A 17440-nucleotide genomic window follows, 5' to 3' on the forward strand; every position below is an offset into this window, starting at 1 on the left:
CGCACCGCGATCACTTCCCCTCCGAGCAAGCGGCGTTAGATGTTCTACCTTGCCGTTCGCGAGCCGATCCCCCCAGGACGCAACATCCACCACGTCACGGCACACTGGAAAAAGGCGCTTCTCACCCTTCTTCGAGGACCGGCTCAACACCACGTGAAGACCAGCCTCGCTAGCTGCGCGATTTGTGCAAGGCGGCGGTAAGACGCTCGCGCATCGCCAAAGCCTTCGGATCGTTGTACTGCTCGATGAGTGAGACAGCCTCTTCACGATGGCGCCGACTTTGCTCACCGTCTGTCGCGGAGAGCGCGTCTGCGAGATGTTCGAGGGCCAGTGCCAGGTACCAGGGGTTGTTGAGAGTCCGGAGCATGGCGACCGCCGCCCGGTGGAAGTCGGCGGCTTCCTCGATGCAGTCGAGTTCCTGGTAGGTCTCGCCGATGGCGTCCAGCGCCTGCGCCTCGCGGTCCCGGTCACGGAGTTGACGGTGCAGCACTGCACTGTGCTGATAGGACTCGAGAGCTTCAGCGCGCTGTCCGTTGGCGCGCTGGGCGTGGCCAAGTACCAACAAGACGAATCCTTGGAGGATCAGGTTGTCGCGTTCCTGCGCGATGGTGAGGGCTTGTTGGGCAAAGGCGAGTGCTTGCTCAGGGTGGCCGAGCCCGCGATGAGCCGTGCTGAGGTCGAGTAAGGGGTCGATGTGAGCGCCGAGATCGCTTTTGAGGTGCTGGCAGGCATCGAGTGCTTGAGCCGCGAGGTGTGCAGCTCTGTTGAGGTCGCCGAGTTCCACGTAGGTGGTGGCGAAGTTCCCTGTTGCCACTGCCTGCCAGGAGAGGCTTGCGGTTTGGCCGGCGAGTCCTTCGAGGGCTTTGAAGTGCTCAAGGGCCCGGTCGAGCTGATGCTGCTGAAGGTGCAGGATGCCGAGTGCGTTGATGGACTGTTGCTGCCCCTCCAGGTCGCCGGTCTCGCAGCAGATCCTCAATGCTGCCTGGTAGTGCTCGACGGCTTCCTTCTTGCGGTAGGCATTGCGGCAGGCGGCGCCCAGTGTGGCTAGGATGAGCGCTTCACCTGTCTTGTCGCCTTGCCGTCGCGCTGCTTGCAGACCGATCTCGCCCATCGTGAACCATCCCTCGAAGGGAGGCCGGTCGGCATGGATGCCGTGTAGCACGGCGGGGAGCTGCCAGGCGATTTGGTCCAGGCCGTGGTCGCTGGCGAGCTGTGTGGCAGCAAGCAGATTTCCTCTTTCAGCCTGGTACCAGCGCAGAGCAGTTGATTGGTCCTGGAACGCTTGAGGGTTCACCACGCCATCACACGGGTCCAACGGGAGTGGCGGATAAATACTGTTGATGGCTGCCGTGGCCGATACCGCCGAGTGGAGGTACCAGGTGAGCACCTGGTCTAAGGCCCGGAGCTGGTGTTCGGGGGGTTCTTCCTGGTGGGCTTGGTCGGCGGCGTAGGCGCGCAGAAGGTCGTGGTACTGGTAGCGATCGGGTGTGAGCTGCTCCAGCAGATGGGAGCCGACCAGTAGGTCGAGCAGGCTCTTGGTGATTTCGGTCGGTTGGCCGCTGAGGGCGGCGGCGGCGTGGGCACTGAACTCGGGTCCGGGGTGCAGGCCCAGGAGGCGGAAGAGACGAGCGGCTTGTGCGGGCAGGACGCGGTAGGACCAGCTGAAGACGGCGCGGACGGAGTCGGCTTCGTCGCCGTCGTCGCTGGAGAGAGCCTCCCAAAGCATGGATTCGTTGTGAAGGTCGTCGATGAGGTCACGCAGGCTGAGGTGGGGTCGGCTTGCGGCGCGTTCGGCGGCGATGCGGACTGCCAGGGGCAGGTGTGCGCAGGCGCGTGTGAGTTCGGCGAGCTCCTCGGGGCTGTCGGCTTCGCGGTAGCCGTCGGTGGTGACCTGTACCAGGCTTATGGCTTCCTCGGGTGTGAAGGGTTCGAGGTTGAGGCGGTAGGCTCCGTCTCGGGCGATGAGGCTGGGCAGCCGGGAGCGGCTGGTGACGATGACCAGGCAGCCGTCCCCGCCGGGAAGCAGCGGCCGGATTTGGCCTGCGGTTGCGGCGTTGTCCAGCACCACCAGCACTTTCCGATCGGCAATAAGGGAACGGTAGAGGGCTGATCGGTCCTCCAGATCGGACGGGATCGAGTGCGCGGGCATGCCCAGGGCACGCAGGAAGCGTTCCAGTGCATCAGCCGGTCTCACCTGCGCTTCGGGCCCGTAGCCACGGAGGTTGACGTAGAGCTGACCGTGGAGGAAACGGGGGCGGAGTCGGTGAGCCCAGTGCAGCGCGAGCGAGGTCTTGCCCACTCCGCCGGTGCCGGCGATCGCGACGATCGCCGACGGCCGCTGTTCCTGACCGCCTTGCCCTAGCACCGCGTCGAGGCTGGCAAGCTCTTGCGCGCGGCCGACGAAGCCCCACACATCCCGGGGCAACTGACGCGGCACCTGGGCTTCGGGAACCTTGCTGTGGTGGAAGTGCACTCCCCACTGACGGCACCCGCCTGCACGACATTCTCAGCCTGCCCGGACAGCTGCGAGTGCGTATCCCCGACCCGCCCCGGCACAGCGCCGTCCGGCTGGTCACGTGTCACGTCCGCCCCCTTCGGATCTGCGCCGGCCTCAGCCCGCTTCTTTGATCCCGGAGCGTAGTCGCCTGTGGCAGGTCCCAACATGGCACCGGCCGACATTCGGCTTGTTACGACTCTTGTCGCAGTTGAAAAGCATGCGGGTGGGGCTACCCGGTCAGGGAGCCCCACACTTGATCCAGTTGTGAGCGCCGCATGCGCGGTTAGCGGATGGTGAACTCGCCGTTGAACGCTCCCAGCAGGAAGGCATCCCACTCGGCAACACTGTAAGTCAGCACCGGGCTGTCGCTCTCCTTGTCGTCCCGCAGCTGAATACCGTCTTCAACGAACCGGAACTCGACACAGTTCCCTGTACCCGCGCTAAAGGTGCTCTTGAACCAGCCCTCGTCATTCGGCGGTGCTACGAGCAATGCCATCATGTTTCCTCCCGTGTTCCGGTCGCCCAGTCAGCGACCACGGGATAAGCACAGCGTTGAGGGGTAACGTGAGGTCACGGTGAGCTACTGTCATTCATCTTCACTCATCATTCACGGCAGGCATGGAAGGGTACTTGCGTGGACGAACAGCAACAACACACCGGCATGGAGCTGGCGAGCGCGGCGTTCGCCGCCGAGGTCACTCTGCAGCGCGAAGCCCACGGTCTGTCGAAGCGGGGCCTGGCCCGGGCCATGGGGTTTGATCCTTCGTACATCAGCCACATCGAATCGGGCCGCCACGCACCGACGGAGGAGTTTGCGCGACTGGCCGAGCAGATCCTTAACGCGGGTGACGCGATATGGCGTTGCTGGCGGGACTACCACGCCGCCCGCACTCTGGCCCGGCCGCCACGGCAGCTACCGCCACTAGTCTCGCCTACGGCAGTAGCGACAAGTGCCACAAGAAGTTCCGAGGGCTCCTCCCAGGAACAGGAGCCGCGCCGGTCAACCGAATCTCCTGAGGATGATGTTTCCGATGATTCGAGTGACGCGTCGAGAAACAGCGGATCTACGCCAGCGCGGATCGATCTGCGTGGTGCAACAGGTGTCCAAGTTGGCAACGGCAACACCCAGCACTTTGCTTTCTGATCCCATCTCGCTCCTGACCGGACTCGTCGCCTGATGGCTCGGCCCGGTGCATCACTCGACGGCCAGCTGCCGCCCCCGCGGAACTTCCGGAGCGAAACCGAAGATCTGGCACTCGCCCGCACGTGAGGACCTGGACTAATGGACTTGCGCCGTAGCACCGGCGTGCAAATAGGCGACCACAACACCCAACACATCACCTACCAAGCCTCATTCCGGCCGGCTCCGATCGCCCTCCGCAACACCCTGCCCCGCGACACGGCCGCCTTCACCGGACGCGATGGCGAACTCCACCGCCTTCTGCATACAGCCGAAAACAGCAACGCCCCCGTCCTGACCATCCACGCAGTCGATGGCATGCCCGGCGTCGGCAAGACCGCGCTGGTCACCCACGCCGCCCACCAGCTAGCCAACCACTACCCCGACGGGCAACTCTTCGTCGACCTCCACGCCCACACCGCCGGCCAACCCCCGCTGCCCCCTCCGAAGTCCTGGCCACCTTACTGATCGGCATCGGCATCAGCCCGGAACACCTGCCCAACACCATGGAAGAGCGCGCGGCGCTGTGGCGGGACCGACTCGCTGGCCGGCGCGTGCTGCTGGTCCTGGACAACGCCGCCGATACCGACCAGGTTGAACCACTCCTACCCGCCTCCGAGCATTGCCTGGTCCTGGTCACCAGTCGCCGACGCCTTATCGCCCTCGACGGGGCCCACCCTCTCCCCCTCGCCCCCTGCCCCCGACGAGGCCGCCCGTCTCTTCACCCGCCTTGCCCGTCGCGAACCCACCGCGGCCAGCTTGAGTCCGGTCACTGAAGCAGTGCGGTTATGCGGGCACCTGCCACTGGCCATCACTCTGCTCGCTGCGCGCCTGTCCCACCACCCTGCCTGGGAAATCGCCTCCTTCACGGCCGAATTCGCCACCGCGCAAGACCGCTTGAGCGAACTCGAAGCCGGCAATCGCGCGGTTGCCGCCGCGTTCGACCTCTCCTACAACGCCCTCCCAGCCCACCTCCAGCACTTCTTCCGCCGCCTCGGCCTCCATCCCGGCCCCGATATCGACCCCTATGCCACCGCCGCCCTCACCGACACCCCTCTCGCGAGGGCACGACGACACCTGGACACCCTCTACACCGATCACCTCATCGAAGAACCCGCCCCCCGCCGCTACCGCCTCCACGACCTCCTCCGCCAATACGCCCACGCCCTCACTGCCCATGACCCCGAAGAAGCCCGCACCCAAGCCACACAACGCCTCGTGACCTACTACACCCATACCACCCAAACCGCCGACCAGCACCTCAACACCACCCCACGCCATCACATGCGCACCACCACCGCCCCCAGCTCGGCACCCAAACTGGCCACTCGCGAAGACGCCCTCGCCTGGATCCGCACCGAGTGCCACAACCTCTTCGCCTTCGCACACCACACCCAACCCACGTACCTCATCGCCCTCGCCGATGCCATGGCCACCTACCTGCGTGCTCAAGGCCCCTGGGACCAAGCTGCAACCCTCCACCAGGCCGCCGCCACAACTGCACACAACACCAACGATCGTCTAGGCGAAGCTCACGCCCTTCAGGACCTGGGCATAGTGCGACGGATGACGGGCGAGTACGCGGAAGCAGCCAAGCTGAGCGAGCAGGCACTGGACCTCTACCGCACCCTTGGCCACCGCCTCGACGAAGCCAACACCCTCCAGGACCTGGGGCGCGTGCGACGGACGACGGGCGAGTACGCGGAAGCAGCCAAGCTGAGCGAGCAGGCACTGGACCTCTACCGCGCCCTCGGTGACCGCCTCGGCGAAGCCCACGCCCTCAAGGAGCTCGGGCGCGTGCGATGGACGCCAGGTGAGTACGCGAAGGCAACCGAACTGGTCGAGCAGGCACTGAACCTCTACCGCACCCTCGGTGACGGCCTCGGCGAAGCCAAGACCCTCCAGGATCTGGGAATCGTGCGGCGGATGACGGGCGAGTACACGGAGGCAACCGAACTGGGCGAGCAGGCGCTGGACCTCTACCGCACCCTCGGCCACCGCCCCGGCGAAGCCAACACCCTCCAAGACCTGGCAATCGTGCGGCGGATGACGGGCGAGTACACGGAGGCAACCGAACTGGGCGAGCAGGCGCTGGACCTCTACCGCACCCTCGGTGACCGCCTCGGGGAAGCCAACACTCTTAAGGCGCTCGGACGCGTGCGACGGATGACGGGCAAATATACGGAGGCAACCGAACTGGGCGAGCAGGCACTGAACCTCTACCGCACCCTCGGCCACCGCCCCGGCGAAGCCAACACCCTCCAGGCTCTCGGGTGCGTGCGACGGATGACGGGTGAGTACGCAAAGGCAATCGAATTGGGCGAGGAGGCACGGAACCTCTACCGCACTCTCGGCCACCGTCCCGGCGAAGCCCATACCCTCCTAGACCTGAGCGTGCTGCGGTCTCAGATGGGAAACGTTACCGATGGGATGGAACTGGCGGCGCAGTCGCTGGATCTATTCAGGGGGATCGGTGATGTGCAAGGTGAGGCGAAAGCCTTGAAGATCGCTGGTGATCTTCAAGCCGATTCTGGACAGCCGCAGCAGGCGCTAGCTTCGTATGAGGAAGCTCTCCTCCTGGCACGTCAGGTACGCAGTCCCCTCGGGGAAGCACACGCCCTCGAAGGAGCGGCCCGCTGCCAAGCACGTACCGACGCCCAGGCCGCGATCATCAGCCTCCGAGAAGCTGTGGCCATCTACCAACGCATCGGTGCAGCCGAGACTCCCACGGCTACCGAGTACCTGGCCCGCCTGGAAGCCGAACAAGCCTAGGCTCGCCCTGCCCACGAACTCCTCCACTACTCGCGCCGTTTCGGGCTCCGACACCCTCGGCGTAACTGTCCTGATTCAGAAGGTCCGAGGTCACGCTCGCGGTTGCGGCGGCGTAGTGCCGGCGTATCAGCTTTCTGGTGGCAGGCGTGTTTCGCATTGGCCGGGTTCTTAACTGATCATTCAAAGTGAGTCTGCGTTTGAGGGCTTGGCAGGTTGGGCGAGAGCCGGCCGTCAGACGGCTCGCACGCCAGGACTCTCAAAGAGCGGCTCACACCGCTCCTTCGCCGGTCGACCGCGCGCGTCCCAGCAGCAAGCACCACCTGATCGCCAACCGGCACGGAACACCGCTGGCGATCTCGCCGACCGGCGGAAACCGCCATGACGTCACCCAGCTGGTGCCGCTACTGGACGCGATACCTCGCATTCGCGGAGTCGGGGCCGTCCGCGTCACCGGCCCGGCCAGTCGGTCGCCGACCGCGGCCACGACAAGTAGCGCCGCCTTCCCCGGGCCCGCGGCATCACACCGAAGATCGCCCGTAGGCGCACCGTCCACGGCTCCGGGCTGGATAAGACCCGCTGGGTCGTCTAGCGCACCTTCGCCTGGCTCCGCTCGTTCAAACGCCTGCCAATCCGCTACGATATGTGCCGAACTCCAACTCGCCTGAAGCTTAGCCTGCTTGAGGAGACGCCCGACCCTACTACTGAAGTGATCAGTTAGTCAGGGATCATTTTCGGGCTTCGTGTGCCGCCCTGGGGCGCTGCCAGTGCCGAGCCGGCACCGCCCAAGGGAGTTTTCCATGATTGTCGGAAAGCGACACCCGTGATCGAGTGCGGCCTCACGTGCGTCACCAGTGGCTTGGAGATTTCCTCCACCCGTAAAGCCGAACGATCCGACTTAGGAGTCCGCCTCGGACTTGCTCAGCCAGTCCCGCGCGCTCCTGGCAGTAGCGCGCAACTGCGGATGGTAACGCGCGATCTCTCGTTGACGTTCGGCTGGCAGCCCAAGTTCGTTCAGCAGATTCAGAATAACCACCGCGGTGGTCACGTCCACAATGACGATCAGCTCCTCGAGCTCGTGGTTGGGGGTTCGCCCTTCGTGTGCCAGGTCGTTTCGGGCTCGAGTTGTCCGTCTGGCCCACCGGTCCACGTCAGGCAGGAGCGTGGACAGCGCCTCCTGGTCGGGGCGGGCCGCGAGTGCGTACAACCGATCTCGAAGTGTCGGGTCATTGCGGAGGGAGCCGCGGATCCGATTCCTATGCTCCTCTGGCACCTGAGCCAGCATCGCTTCGCGCATCGGTTTGAAATCCGATGATGGGATCGGCGGTTCGTCAATGTCCAAGCCACGGTGCAGCACCTCAGCCGCTCCCACCGCCGTCAGAAGATTATTCTCGACGTAACGTGCTGGCGCGTACCGAAGCCCCAGAACCATGTTCGTCGCGGACTTCAGCCGCTCGTGCACATCGCACCAGCGGGGGATGATCTCCTCGAAAGGTAGAGCCTCGCACGTGAAGAACACACGATCAGGAGCGGCTGCCTTCGCATCATGCTTCCCGACCACAAAGGGCGAGTACATCACGTCGACATTCCGATCCAGCCGCAGCCCGCTGTCCTCCGACACAGCGTCTTTCGAGGCAAGTTTCAGGCGTACCCAGATCATGCCCGCAGCACGATGAGTGGCGAGGGAGATCAGGTCTTGTATCAACCGGGCATAGCCAATCGCATCACTCAATGAGGACGCCTCGCGCCGGGTGATCTGCATGTACGTGGTATCACTCATGCGACCAACGGTTCCACCCCGACGCTGATCGAAGAAAGGCAGAGTGTGGCGGTGCGCGAGCACGAACGCAGTCCCATCGACTTCGACTGACTGCACCTCCACGGGCTTAACGGAGATGGTGCCGCTCCCATCAGGACGCCCGCCGGGCGCACTCAGGAACCCCTCGAGCACTGACGATGCCGCCCAATGCCCGAGATCCTCAACCGACACCTCTGTTGTGGAGAACGCCGCCTCGTCTTCACCGCCGACGTGCGCCCCAATGAGTGCCGTCGTTGCCACAACAGTCTGTTTGTCGGGGGTCTTTACCCGTGCACCGAAGGTCCGCTGACCACCGTCAGGAAAACAGCCGAAGAGGCTGATCTCGCGTTGATCGGCGGCACCATGGATCACACCCCACGTTCGACGGCCCTCATGGACCATCAGCACACCGGGAGCAGGCGTCGTCGTGACTCGGTCCTCGAACGCACCGATCAATGAGAGCGTCAACCCGCACTCGGGCTCGTAGCGGAGCACGCCTGGTACCTGGTGCCCAGGCTCTTCCGGCAGCCACCACAAGCCAGCCCACTCGCCTGATGCGTCGAGATTCAGCGGGTCGCTGCCCATCGCGATCACCTTCCCTGTCGTCTGGAACGTTCGCGAGTTCACGCACGCGCCCTTCCCAATTATTCCTGGGTTGTGTCGCGGGGAAGAGGTCAACCGTAAATGGCGACGAGGCGCGGCTCCGGGCGCTGATGAAATCGCTCCGGGTCTGATGGCGGCATTGATGTGCCCCGGCTTACCTAGAGTCGAGTTGCTGGACTCTAGACGAGTCTTTCCGAATGTCTGCCATCATGAGCCAAGAGTGATCAAGATCCGCTTGTGACGACAGACTTGGACAGCCTCGTGACCGCACTGTACGTGAAGATCGACGATGGCTGGGCCTGGATCGCCCGGCTTCCGATCTGGCCGCCGAAGCTGAGTCACTCGGAGTTGCGTCGACGACGATGTGACGGTAGCGGTGACGCAGATAGCGCATCGCGGAGCTGTTGTCGTTGAGGTGGGCCAGGTTACCGCCGCCGATGTCCTCCTTGCGCTCGGCCCGCCCCTGGAGCTGACGGGCCCGCCTTCTCCTAACGCACCGCGCGTTCGACGACCTGGGCCCCAGGTCTCCTGCCGCAGGCCTTTGAGGCGCGAGGTGAACTGGTCAAGCCGCTTCCAGCTGGCGGCGCGTTCGGGGCGGTTGAGAGCGCGGCCCATACCGGCGCGGCGAAACTTGAAGTGGTCATGGCGGTCGGAGTCGATTGGTTCGACTCGCAGAGCGGACTCACGAGTACAGTTGCTCGTCCTGTGCTCCCAAGGGCCCGCCGGCGACTTCCCCAGCGGGCCGTCGGTGGTCCAGCGGCCCGGAGACGTAGGCTTCCATGCCCGCTAGGGCCAGGGGACAGACGGGATCCGCCTCGGGATGGCCGTGCAGGCGGAGCAGTACGTGGTCGTCACCAACCAGGCAATCGGTGTGCGGAAGGGTGTGGGACAACAGGCGGGCGAAATCGTCGCAGGCTATCCGGACGTCCACCTCCCTGAGGCCGAGCCAGACGTGCAGTGTGCAGTCCTGGACCTTCAGTTCGACAACGACAGCTCCACCAGCAATCGGACCAGGCCGTCCGCGCACAGCACGGCGTCGGCCAGCTCAAACAACACATTCGCACATATGGTCAGACACGAGTAGAACTCCCCCGAAAGCCTGGCAGTTCCGCGAACGGATCCTGCCGGACCGCGTGATGCAGCAGCCACATCCCCTCGGCCTACGTGCTGGACATGTGGGTTCTTGGTCGGAGCACGTGCTCAACCGAAGGCCGCCCGCCGTACGCCTGTTGCCAGACGAGCGATCAAGCCCGAGAAGCCGTTCGACCCCCGAGGTTAAAGATCAAGCTAACGGCTGTCCCGTAATCCCTCCGGGCACACGAGAGAATGCGGGACAGCCCTCAGCCATCCACCGACTGCCGAAGTTGCTCCTCGGAAGGAAGTCACCCGAGGAAACTCAACCGCACCTGACGGTTGGCATTGTCGATATTGGTGTCGACCAGGCAGACGGACTGCCAGGTGCCGAGGGCCAGGCGGCCGGCGATGACCGGGAGGGTGGCGTGCGGGGGGACCAGGGCCGGGAGGACGTGGTCCCGGCCGTGGCCGGGGCTGCCGTGGCGGTGGCGCCAGCGGTCGTCGGAGGGGAGCAGGTCGTGCAGGGCGGCGAGGAGGTCCTCGTCGCTGCCGGCGCCGGTTTCGAGTACGGCGATGCCGGCCGTCGCGTGCGGGACGAAGACGTTGAGCAGGCCGTCACGGCCGTCGGCAGCATCCCGGAGGAAGGCGGCGCAGTCGGCGGTGAGGTCGGCGACGGTCTCCGTCGAGCCGGTGGTGATGTCCAGGGTGCGGCTGGTGAATGCAGAGCTCATGCGTTCATTTTCGTACGGGACGGACGCCCTGGTCCGCAAGGCGGCGGGCGCGGGCGGCAATGTCGTTTCAACACCGCGGAAACAATGGTCCACCACCCGAGACGACGTTTGACCCCGCTCCGAGCGCACCGCTACGTTCAGCAACATGTCTCCTTCACCCCTCCTCACCACGCGCGGTCATATCGACCTGCTGCGGGTGGCATCCGCCGCGTGTCATCGCGGTGCGGCCGGGTGTTGTTGACGCCTCCGCCTCTTGGCGCGTCGGGCTCTTCGGGCGCGAGGGTTTCGAGGTCTTCTCAGGTCTCTTTCTGGCCCGCCTTCTTCTTCCGGCTCCGGCTGAACGTGGTGTGATCACGGTCTGAGCTCTGCATGAGCTCCGTATGAGCTCTGCTGAGGTCTGACTGAGCTCTGGCTGAGCGGTGTCTGAACTCTGTTCGGCTCGCGGCGATTTCCCTACGGCTTCCCCTCGCGCTCGCGCATTTTTCTCACCCGGCTTTTCGTGGGGCTGCGTCGTCCCCATTCCGCTCTCTCCCTTTCTCTCCCCCTCCCCTGCCCTCCCGCACTGGAGTGTCCGTGTCTCTTGATCAAGCGCTGCCCGCTCATGCCCCGCCCGTCCCCCGTTCCTCCGCCGAGTCGAGGAGGGCAGTTGTCGGCTCACCGTTGGAGCGGGTGGTGCCCGTTTCGCGGCGGGGGCGGTCGGTGCCGCGGTGGGTGCGGCGGGCGGTGGGGCCCGTAGCGCTGCTGGTGGTGTGGCAAGTGCTGAGCGCGAGTGGGGTGTTGGAGGAGGGCATGCTGGCGTCGCCCGGGACGATCGCCGCCACCGCGGGGGATCTGCTCGGGGACGGGACGCTGCCCTCGGCGATGCTGGTCTCGCTCCAGCGGGTGGCCGTGGGGTTGTTGCTGGGCGGAGTGACGGGCGTGGCACTGGCGCTCGCATCGGGGCTTTCGCGGCTGGGTGAGGACCTGGTCGACGCGACCGTACAGATGTTGCGTTCGATCCCTTGGGTGGGCGTCATTCCGCTGTTCATCATCTGGCTGGGAATTGGCGAGGCGCCCAAGATCGCACTGATTTCGCTGGGTGTGGCCTTCCATCTGTATCTGAATGTGTACGCCGGGATCCGTGGTGTGGACGCGCAGTTGGTGGAAGCCGGAGAGTCGCTCGGGCTGAGTCGCTGGGGCCTCATCCGGCACGTCGTACTGCCGGGTGCGCTGCCGGGCGCCATGACCGGGCTGCGCTATTCGCTGGCCACCGCATGGCTCGCGCTGGTCTTCGGTGAGCAGATCAACGCCGACGACGGCCTCGGTTTCCTGATGAACCAGGCACGGGAATTCTTCCGCACCGACGTGATCGTGGTGTGCCTGGTGGTCTACGCAATTCTCGGGCTGCTCGCCGACTTCATCGTCCGTACTCTCGAAAGGCTGTTGCTGCAATGGCGACCGACATTCACGGGCCAGTGACCGGCCCGGCGACGGAGGACCGGACGGAGAAGGGATCGGAGAAGGGGTCGGAGGAGCGGACGGAGGAGCGGACGGAGGAGCCGAGCGGGACCGGGGCGGCGAACGCGGCTGGACCGTCGACGTCGGTGTCCTCCTCCCCTTCGGTGGCCGTGCAGGTGGACGGGCTGGTGCGCGCCTTCGGTGACCGGGTGGTCATCGACGGGCTGCACCTCACCATCCGCCCGGGCGAGTTCGTGGCCCTGCTGGGACGCAGTGGCTGCGGGAAGTCGACGCTGCTGCGGGTGCTGGCCGGGCTCGACCGGGAGATCGGCGGCGAGGTGCTGGCCCCGCGCCGCAAGGCCGTGGCCTTCCAGGCGCCCCGGCTGATGCCCTGGAAGAAGGTCTGGCGCAATGTGCTGCTGGGCCTGCCGGGCCGACCCGAACGTGAGGCCGCCGTGCGGGCCTTGGCGGAGGTCGGTCTCGGGCACCGGGCGGACGCCTGGCCCAAGACGCTGTCGGGCGGCGAGGCGCAGCGCGCCTCACTCGCCCGGGCACTGGTGCGGGAGCCGGATCTGCTGCTGCTCGACGAACCGTTCGGCGCGCTCGACGCGTTGACCCGGATCAAGGCCCAGCGGCTGGTGGCCGAGCTGTGGCAGGAACGCGGTTGCGCGGTGCTGCTGGTCACCCACGACGTGGAAGAGGCCCTGCTGCTCGCCGATCGGGCGTTGGTGATGGAGGACGGGCGGATCGCGTACGAGACCGCGGTGGACCTGCCGCGGCCGCGTGACATCTCCGATCCGCGATTCGCCGCGCTACGGGCCCGCCTGCTCGCCCGGCTCGGTGTCACGGAGGACACCGAGCAGGCGGCGGAGCTCACCGCCCGGGAGCCGGAGAAGCCGGTCCTGGGCAAGGCACCGGAAGCGGCACCGGAAGACGACAGCGAGCACCGGAACGCCGAACAGCCCCCATCCAGCACGAGAACGAGAACCAGAATGCGAACCGCAACGGAACGGAAGCCCCATGAGATCACGCCACCTCACACCGGCCGCCCTGCTGCTCCCCTTCGCCCTGCTGCTGGCCGGTTGCGGTGGTGCGTCGCGGGCCGGCGGGGCCGGTGGGGGCACCGACAGCGGGACCGACGGCAAGGGATCGCTGACGCTCAACGTCGGGGACCAGAAGGGTGGTTCGGAGGCGTTGCTGCGGGCCGCCGGTGAGCTGGAGGCTTGGGCGAAGGAGACCGGGCTGCCGGAGAAGGTGGCGCTGGAGGCGGTCGAGCGCACCCGGGGGACGGCGGTGCAGGTCGCCGTCGACAAGGGCGCCATCGCGTCCGAGAACCAGATCGTCAACGAGTTCGCGAAGCTGAAGCTCATCCCCCGGTCCTTCGACTTCGGGGAGTTCGTCGATCCGCGCTTCAACGGTGACCTGCCGCCGTCGGACACGGCACCGCGCACCTACGGAAAGACCGCGCGCACCGACGCAAAGCACACGCCCGCCCACGGAAAGGCCGAGTGAGACCATGTCCGTACACCTTCACTGGTTCCTGCCGACCGGCGGCGACGGGCGGACGCTCGTCGACCGGCACGCCTACACCGACGGGGGCATCCGGCGCGACCGCATCACCCCGGTCAGCGGCGTACGGGCACCGGACGTCGCATACCTGGCGCAAATCGCCAAGGCCGCCGAGCAGTTGGGGTTCGAGGCGGTCCTCACGCCGACCGGTACGTGGTGCGAGGACGCCTGGCTGACGACGGTGGCGCTCACCCAGGTCACCGAGCGGCTGAAGTTCCTGGTGGCGTTCCGGCCGGGGGTGATCTCGCCGGTGCTGGCGGCGCAGATGGCGGCGACGTACCAGCGGATCTCGCGCGGGCGGCTGCTGCTGAACGTGGTGACGGGCGGCGACTCGACGGAGCAGAAGCGGTTCGGGGACCCTCTCGACCATGACCGGCGGTATGCCCGTACGGACGAGTTCCTGCAGGTCGTACGCGGTGCGTGGAGCGGGAAGCCGTTCGACTTCCGGGGTGAGCACTACCAGGTGGAGGGCGGTCTGACCGCACTGCCACCGGACCCGCTGCCGCAGATCTTCTTCGGCGGGTCGTCGGCGGCCGCGGGCCCGGTCGCCGCACGGAACGTCGATGTCTACCTCACCTGGGGCGAGCCGCCCGCGCAGGTGAAGGAGAAGATCGACTGGATCCGGGGACTCGCGGAGAAGGAGGGGCGCACGGTCCGGTTCGGCATCCGGTTGCACACCATCTCGCGGGACTCCTCCAAGGAGGCGTGGGCGACCGCCGACCGCCTGCTGGACGACCTCGATCCGGCGACCGTCGCGGCCGCCCAACAGGCCCTCGGCAAGAGCGAGTCGGTGGGCCAGCAGCGGATGCTGGCCCTGCACGGCGGCTCCCGCGACAAGCTGGAGATCGCGCCCAACCTGTGGGCGGGGTCGGGCTGGTGCGGGGCGGTGCGGGCACCGCGCTGGTCGGCAACCACGCCGAGGTGGCGGACCGGATCGAGGAGTACCACGCGCTGGGGGTCGAGCACTTCGTGCTCTCCGGTTACCCCCACCTGGAGGAGGCGTACTGGTTCGGCGAGGGCGTACGGCCCGAGCTGGCCGCCCGCGGCCTGCTCCCCGCCGCGCCCTCCCCACTGGACGCGGTACCGGCAGCGAACGGCCGCCCGGCCTCCGCACCGGGCGGGGCACCACTACTGGTGGCGGGCGGGCGCTGAGGGCCGGTGGGGCCGGGGTCCGGGGCCGCGATCGGGGCCCCCGGACCCCGGTAGCGACACGGCCGGGAAGAGATCACCCCTCCCCCGGTTAGTAGAAACATGAACTACATCGGGGCGGGCGCGGGCACGGTCCCGGCATCGGACGCACTGGGCACCCTCGCCACACGCAGCGCCCTCGCCACACACGGCACCCTTGCCGCACGCCGCGCCATCGACACCGAGGTCACACAGGTCGACGTCGTGGTGATCGGCGGAGGCCAGGCCGGCCTGGCCTCCGCCTTCCACCTGCAGCGGGTGGGCTACCGGCCCGACCGCGACTTCGTCGTCCTCGACCACTCCCCCCGCCCCGGAGGCGCCTGGCAGTTCCGGTGGCCGTCGCTGACGTACGGCAAGGTGCACGGGATGCACGCGCTGCCCGGGATGGAACTGAGCGGCGCCGATCCGGGGCGGCCGTCGTCCGAGGTGATCGGCACGTACTTCGAGAGCTACGAGCAGACCTTCGGGCTGCGCGTGCACCGTCCGGTGAGCGTGCTCGCGGTCCGCGCGGGCGCGGACGGGCGCCTGCTGGTCGAGTCGTCGGAAGGGCGGTACGCGACGCGGGCCCTGATCAATGCGACCGGCACCTGGGACCGGCCGTTCTGGCCGCGCTTCCCCGGGCAGGAGACGTTCGGCGGCCGGCAGCTGCACAGTTCCCGGTACGAGGGACCGGAGCAGTTCCGCGGTGCGCGGGTCGTGGTGGTGGGCGGCGGAACCTCGGCCGTGCAGCAGTTGCTGGAGATCGCGCCGGTCGCGGCCGCCACGACCTGGGTGACGCGGCGGCCGCCGGTCTTCCGCGAGGGCCCGTTCGGCGAGGAGCAGGGCCGGGCGGCGGTGGCACTCGTCGAGGAGCGGGTCCGGCAGGGCCTGCCGCCGCGGAGCGTGGTGAGCGTGACCGGGCTGCCGATGACGGACACGATCCGGCGGGGCCGCGAGAGCGGCGTCCTGGAGCGACTCCCGCTCTTCGAACGGATCACGCCGACCGGTGTGGTCTGGGCGGACGGCCGTCGGGTGGAAGCGGACGTGATCCTCTACGCGACCGGTTTCCGCGCGGCCATCGACCACCTCGCCCCACTGAAGCTGCGCGAGCCGGGCGGCGGCATACGGATGGACGGCACCCGCACACTGCGCGACCCCCGGGTCCATCTGGTCGGCTACGGCCCCTCCGCCAGCACCATCGGCGCCAACCGCGCGGGCGAGCGGCCGTGCACGACATCCGCCGACTCCTGGCGCTACCGGTCCAGCCTCTCCCGCGAGGTCTCCGGAAGCGTGAGGTAGACGACGAACGAGACCAGGCAGAGCGCGGACACGTACCAGGAGAAGAGACCCGCGTGGCCGGCCTGCTTGAACCAGGTGCCGACGTACGGGGCGGTGCCGCCGAAGAGCGCGACGGTGAGGGAGTACGGGAAGCCGATGCCGGCGGCGCGCACCCGCGCGGGGAAGACCTCGGCGTTCACGGCCGCGGCGACCGCGGTGTAGCCGGTGAGCAGCACCATGCCCGCGCACTGCACCAGCAGCAGGGAGACGAACGCGTCGGTGACCAGGTGGAGCAGGGGAACCGCGAGGACCGCGAAGCCCAGCGAGAAGCCGAGCAGCAGCGGCTTGCGGCCGATGCGGTCCGAGAGCAGGCCGCCGAGCGGCTGGAGCAGGGCGAAGAACGCGAGCGAGAGGGTCCCGACGATGAGTGAGTCGCCCTTGTCGAAGCCGGCGTTGACCTGGGCGTAGGTGGGGAGGTAGGTCGTCCAGGTGTAGTAGGCGATGGTGCCGCCGGCGGTGATGCCGCAGATCAGCAGGGACTGGCGGGGGTGGCGGCGGAGCGCCTCGAAGAGGCCGGGGCGGTCGCCGGCCTGCTGTTCGGCGCTGCGGGTCTCCTGTGCGCCGCGGCGGATCCACAGGCCCAGGAGGCTCAGCAGCGCACCTCCGAGGAAGGCCACCCGCCAGCCCCACTGGGCCATCTGCTGTTCGGTGAGCAGCGCGGCGAGCAGCGCCGCCGTGCCGGAGGCCAGGAGCTGGCCGAGGGTCGTGGAGACGTACTGGAAGCTGGAGAACAGGCCGCGGCGGCCCGGCCCGGCGGACTCAACGAGGAAGGTCGTGGAGGCGGCGAATTCGCCGCCCACGGACAGCCCCTGGACGAGCCGGGCGAGGACCAGCACCACCGGCGCGAGGAGGCCGGTGGCGGCGTAGGTGGGGGTGAGGGCGACGAGCAGGCTGCCGCCGCCCATGAGCAGGATGGTCACGGTCAGTGCGGTGCGCCGGCCGCGGCGGTCGGCAACCGCGCCCATCAGCAGCCCGCCGACCGGCCGCATGAAGAAGCCGACGGCGAAGACGGCGAAGGTGGAGAGCAGCGGCACCAGGGAGTTGCCGGCGCCCTTGGGAAAGACCTGGTCGGCGAAGTAGACGGCCAGGAAGGAGTACGCGTACCAGTCGTACCACTCGACGGCGTTGCCTATGGAGGCGGCGGCCAGCTGGCGCAGCCGGGAGGCCGGGCGGCCGCCGTCCGGCGCCCGGTCCGCGGTCAGTGTTTCGGCGTTCGACATGGTCCTCCGCTCCGGTTCTTCTCCTCGGCCGGCTGCTGGGGCAGGATGAGCCGACAG

General features: G+C 67.3%; 11 protein-coding genes and 6 pseudogenes. 12 read left to right on the forward strand and 5 right to left on the reverse strand.

The window, feature by feature from the left end; all coding sequences use genetic code 11:
* Nucleotides 1-2 precede the first annotated feature (2 nt).
* A pseudogene (locus OJ254_RS31790) lies at nt 3-157 on the forward strand (IS256 family transposase); the annotation flags it as partial.
* Nucleotides 158-169: 12 nt separating this feature from the next.
* Here OJ254_RS31790 and OJ254_RS26430 read toward each other — a convergent pair.
* Both OJ254_RS26430 and OJ254_RS26435 read right to left on the reverse strand, forming a co-directional pair.
* The gene (locus tag OJ254_RS26430) at nt 170-2473 is read right to left on the reverse strand and encodes an ATP-binding protein (protein ID WP_265364372.1); all 2304 of its coding nucleotides are present in this window, start codon (nt 2471-2473) and stop codon (nt 170-172) included.
* A 307-nt stretch (nt 2474-2780) separates the two neighbouring features.
* A complete protein-coding gene (locus OJ254_RS26435; RefSeq protein ID WP_265364373.1) occupies nt 2781-2996 on the reverse strand; it encodes a DUF397 domain-containing protein in 216 nt (71 codons plus the stop codon).
* 135 nt (nt 2997-3131) lie between these two features.
* Between OJ254_RS26435 and OJ254_RS26440 the strand changes: the two genes are divergently transcribed.
* The 4 genes and pseudogenes from OJ254_RS26440 to OJ254_RS26455 all read left to right on the forward strand — a co-directional run.
* The gene (locus OJ254_RS26440) at nt 3132-3641 is read left to right on the forward strand and encodes a helix-turn-helix domain-containing protein (protein ID WP_265364374.1); all 510 of its coding nucleotides are present in this window, start codon (nt 3132-3134) and stop codon (nt 3639-3641) included.
* Between the two features lie 354 nt (nt 3642-3995).
* Nucleotides 3996-4145, forward strand: coding sequence for a hypothetical protein (locus tag OJ254_RS26445; protein WP_265364375.1), 150 nt, complete (start codon nt 3996-3998; stop codon nt 4143-4145).
* A gap of 291 nt (nt 4146-4436) precedes the next feature.
* Nucleotides 4437-6449 (forward strand): tetratricopeptide repeat protein, encoded by a 2013-nt coding sequence (locus tag OJ254_RS26450; protein ID WP_265364376.1) that lies wholly within the window; start codon nt 4437-4439, stop codon nt 6447-6449.
* A gap of 234 nt (nt 6450-6683) precedes the next feature.
* Nucleotides 6684-7035, forward strand: a pseudogene (locus OJ254_RS26455) (transposase); the annotation flags it as partial.
* A gap of 309 nt (nt 7036-7344) precedes the next feature.
* On the opposite strand, the gene OJ254_RS26460 reads toward OJ254_RS26455, so the two are convergent.
* A complete protein-coding gene (locus OJ254_RS26460) occupies nt 7345-8829 on the reverse strand; it encodes an ApeA N-terminal domain 1-containing protein (RefSeq protein WP_265364377.1) in 1485 nt (494 codons plus the stop codon).
* A gap of 255 nt (nt 8830-9084) precedes the next feature.
* Here OJ254_RS26460 and OJ254_RS31795 point away from each other — a divergent pair.
* A pseudogene (locus OJ254_RS31795) lies at nt 9085-9198 on the forward strand (IS982 family transposase); the annotation flags it as partial.
* A 1031-nt stretch (nt 9199-10229) separates the two neighbouring features.
* On the opposite strand, the gene OJ254_RS26470 reads toward OJ254_RS31795, so the two are convergent.
* Entirely contained in the window at nt 10230-10652 is a 423-nt protein-coding gene (locus OJ254_RS26470; RefSeq protein WP_265364378.1) for a secondary thiamine-phosphate synthase enzyme YjbQ, read from the reverse strand.
* 145 nt (nt 10653-10797) lie between these two features.
* Here OJ254_RS26470 and OJ254_RS31195 point away from each other — a divergent pair, with 145 nt between their 5' ends.
* The 6 genes and pseudogenes from OJ254_RS31195 to OJ254_RS26495 all read left to right on the forward strand — a co-directional run.
* Nucleotides 10798-10893: a putative leader peptide gene (locus OJ254_RS31195; protein WP_341483733.1), complete on the forward strand. Its 96-nt coding sequence runs from the start codon at nt 10798-10800 to the stop codon at nt 10891-10893.
* 332 nt (nt 10894-11225) lie between these two features.
* Nucleotides 11226-12110, forward strand: a complete 885-nt coding sequence (locus OJ254_RS26475; protein WP_423835965.1) for an ABC transporter permease — start codon at nt 11226-11228, stop codon at nt 12108-12110.
* Nucleotides 12083-12955 (forward strand): annotated as a pseudogene (locus OJ254_RS26480) (ABC transporter ATP-binding protein); the annotation flags it as partial. The gene OJ254_RS26475 and the pseudogene OJ254_RS26480, both read left to right, overlap by 28 nt.
* Nucleotides 12956-13283: 328 nt before the next feature.
* Nucleotides 13284-13601 carry a hypothetical protein gene (locus OJ254_RS31800; RefSeq protein WP_423835966.1) on the forward strand — a complete coding sequence of 106 codons (318 nt, stop codon included), beginning with the start codon at nt 13284-13286 and terminating at the stop codon, nt 13599-13601.
* Nucleotides 13602-13605: 4 nt separating this feature from the next.
* Nucleotides 13606-14810: pseudogene (locus OJ254_RS26490) on the forward strand (LLM class flavin-dependent oxidoreductase).
* Between the two features lie 210 nt (nt 14811-15020).
* A pseudogene (locus OJ254_RS26495) lies at nt 15021-16078 on the forward strand (NAD(P)-binding domain-containing protein); the annotation flags it as partial.
* On the opposite strand, the gene OJ254_RS26500 reads toward OJ254_RS26495, so the two are convergent.
* Nucleotides 16079-17383, reverse strand: coding sequence for an MFS transporter (locus OJ254_RS26500; RefSeq protein ID WP_265364382.1), 1305 nt, complete (start codon nt 17381-17383; stop codon nt 16079-16081).
* Nucleotides 17384-17440 lie beyond the last annotated feature (57 nt).

It is taken from the genome of Streptomyces endophytica (assembly GCF_026153355.1).
Classification (GTDB): domain Bacteria; phylum Actinomycetota; class Actinomycetes; order Streptomycetales; family Streptomycetaceae; genus Streptomyces; species Streptomyces endophytica.

What these genes read in the sequence shown, in the direction of transcription:
- OJ254_RS26470 (WP_265364378.1), bottom strand. Translation starts at nt 10,652, where the DNA reads ATGAGCTCTGCATTCACCAGCCGCACCCTGGACATCACCACCGGCTCG.
- OJ254_RS26445 (WP_265364375.1), top strand. Translation starts at nt 3,996, where the DNA reads ATGCCCGGCGTCGGCAAGACCGCGCTGGTCACCCACGCCGCCCACCAG.
- OJ254_RS26435 (WP_265364373.1), bottom strand. Translation starts at nt 2,996, where the DNA reads ATGATGGCATTGCTCGTAGCACCGCCGAATGACGAGGGCTGGTTCAAG.
- OJ254_RS26460 (WP_265364377.1), bottom strand. Translation starts at nt 8,829, where the DNA reads ATGGGCAGCGACCCGCTGAATCTCGACGCATCAGGCGAGTGGGCTGGC.
- OJ254_RS31195 (WP_341483733.1), top strand. Translation starts at nt 10,798, where the DNA reads ATGTCTCCTTCACCCCTCCTCACCACGCGCGGTCATATCGACCTGCTG.
- OJ254_RS26500 (WP_265364382.1), bottom strand. Translation starts at nt 17,383, where the DNA reads ATGTCGAACGCCGAAACACTGACCGCGGACCGGGCGCCGGACGGCGGC.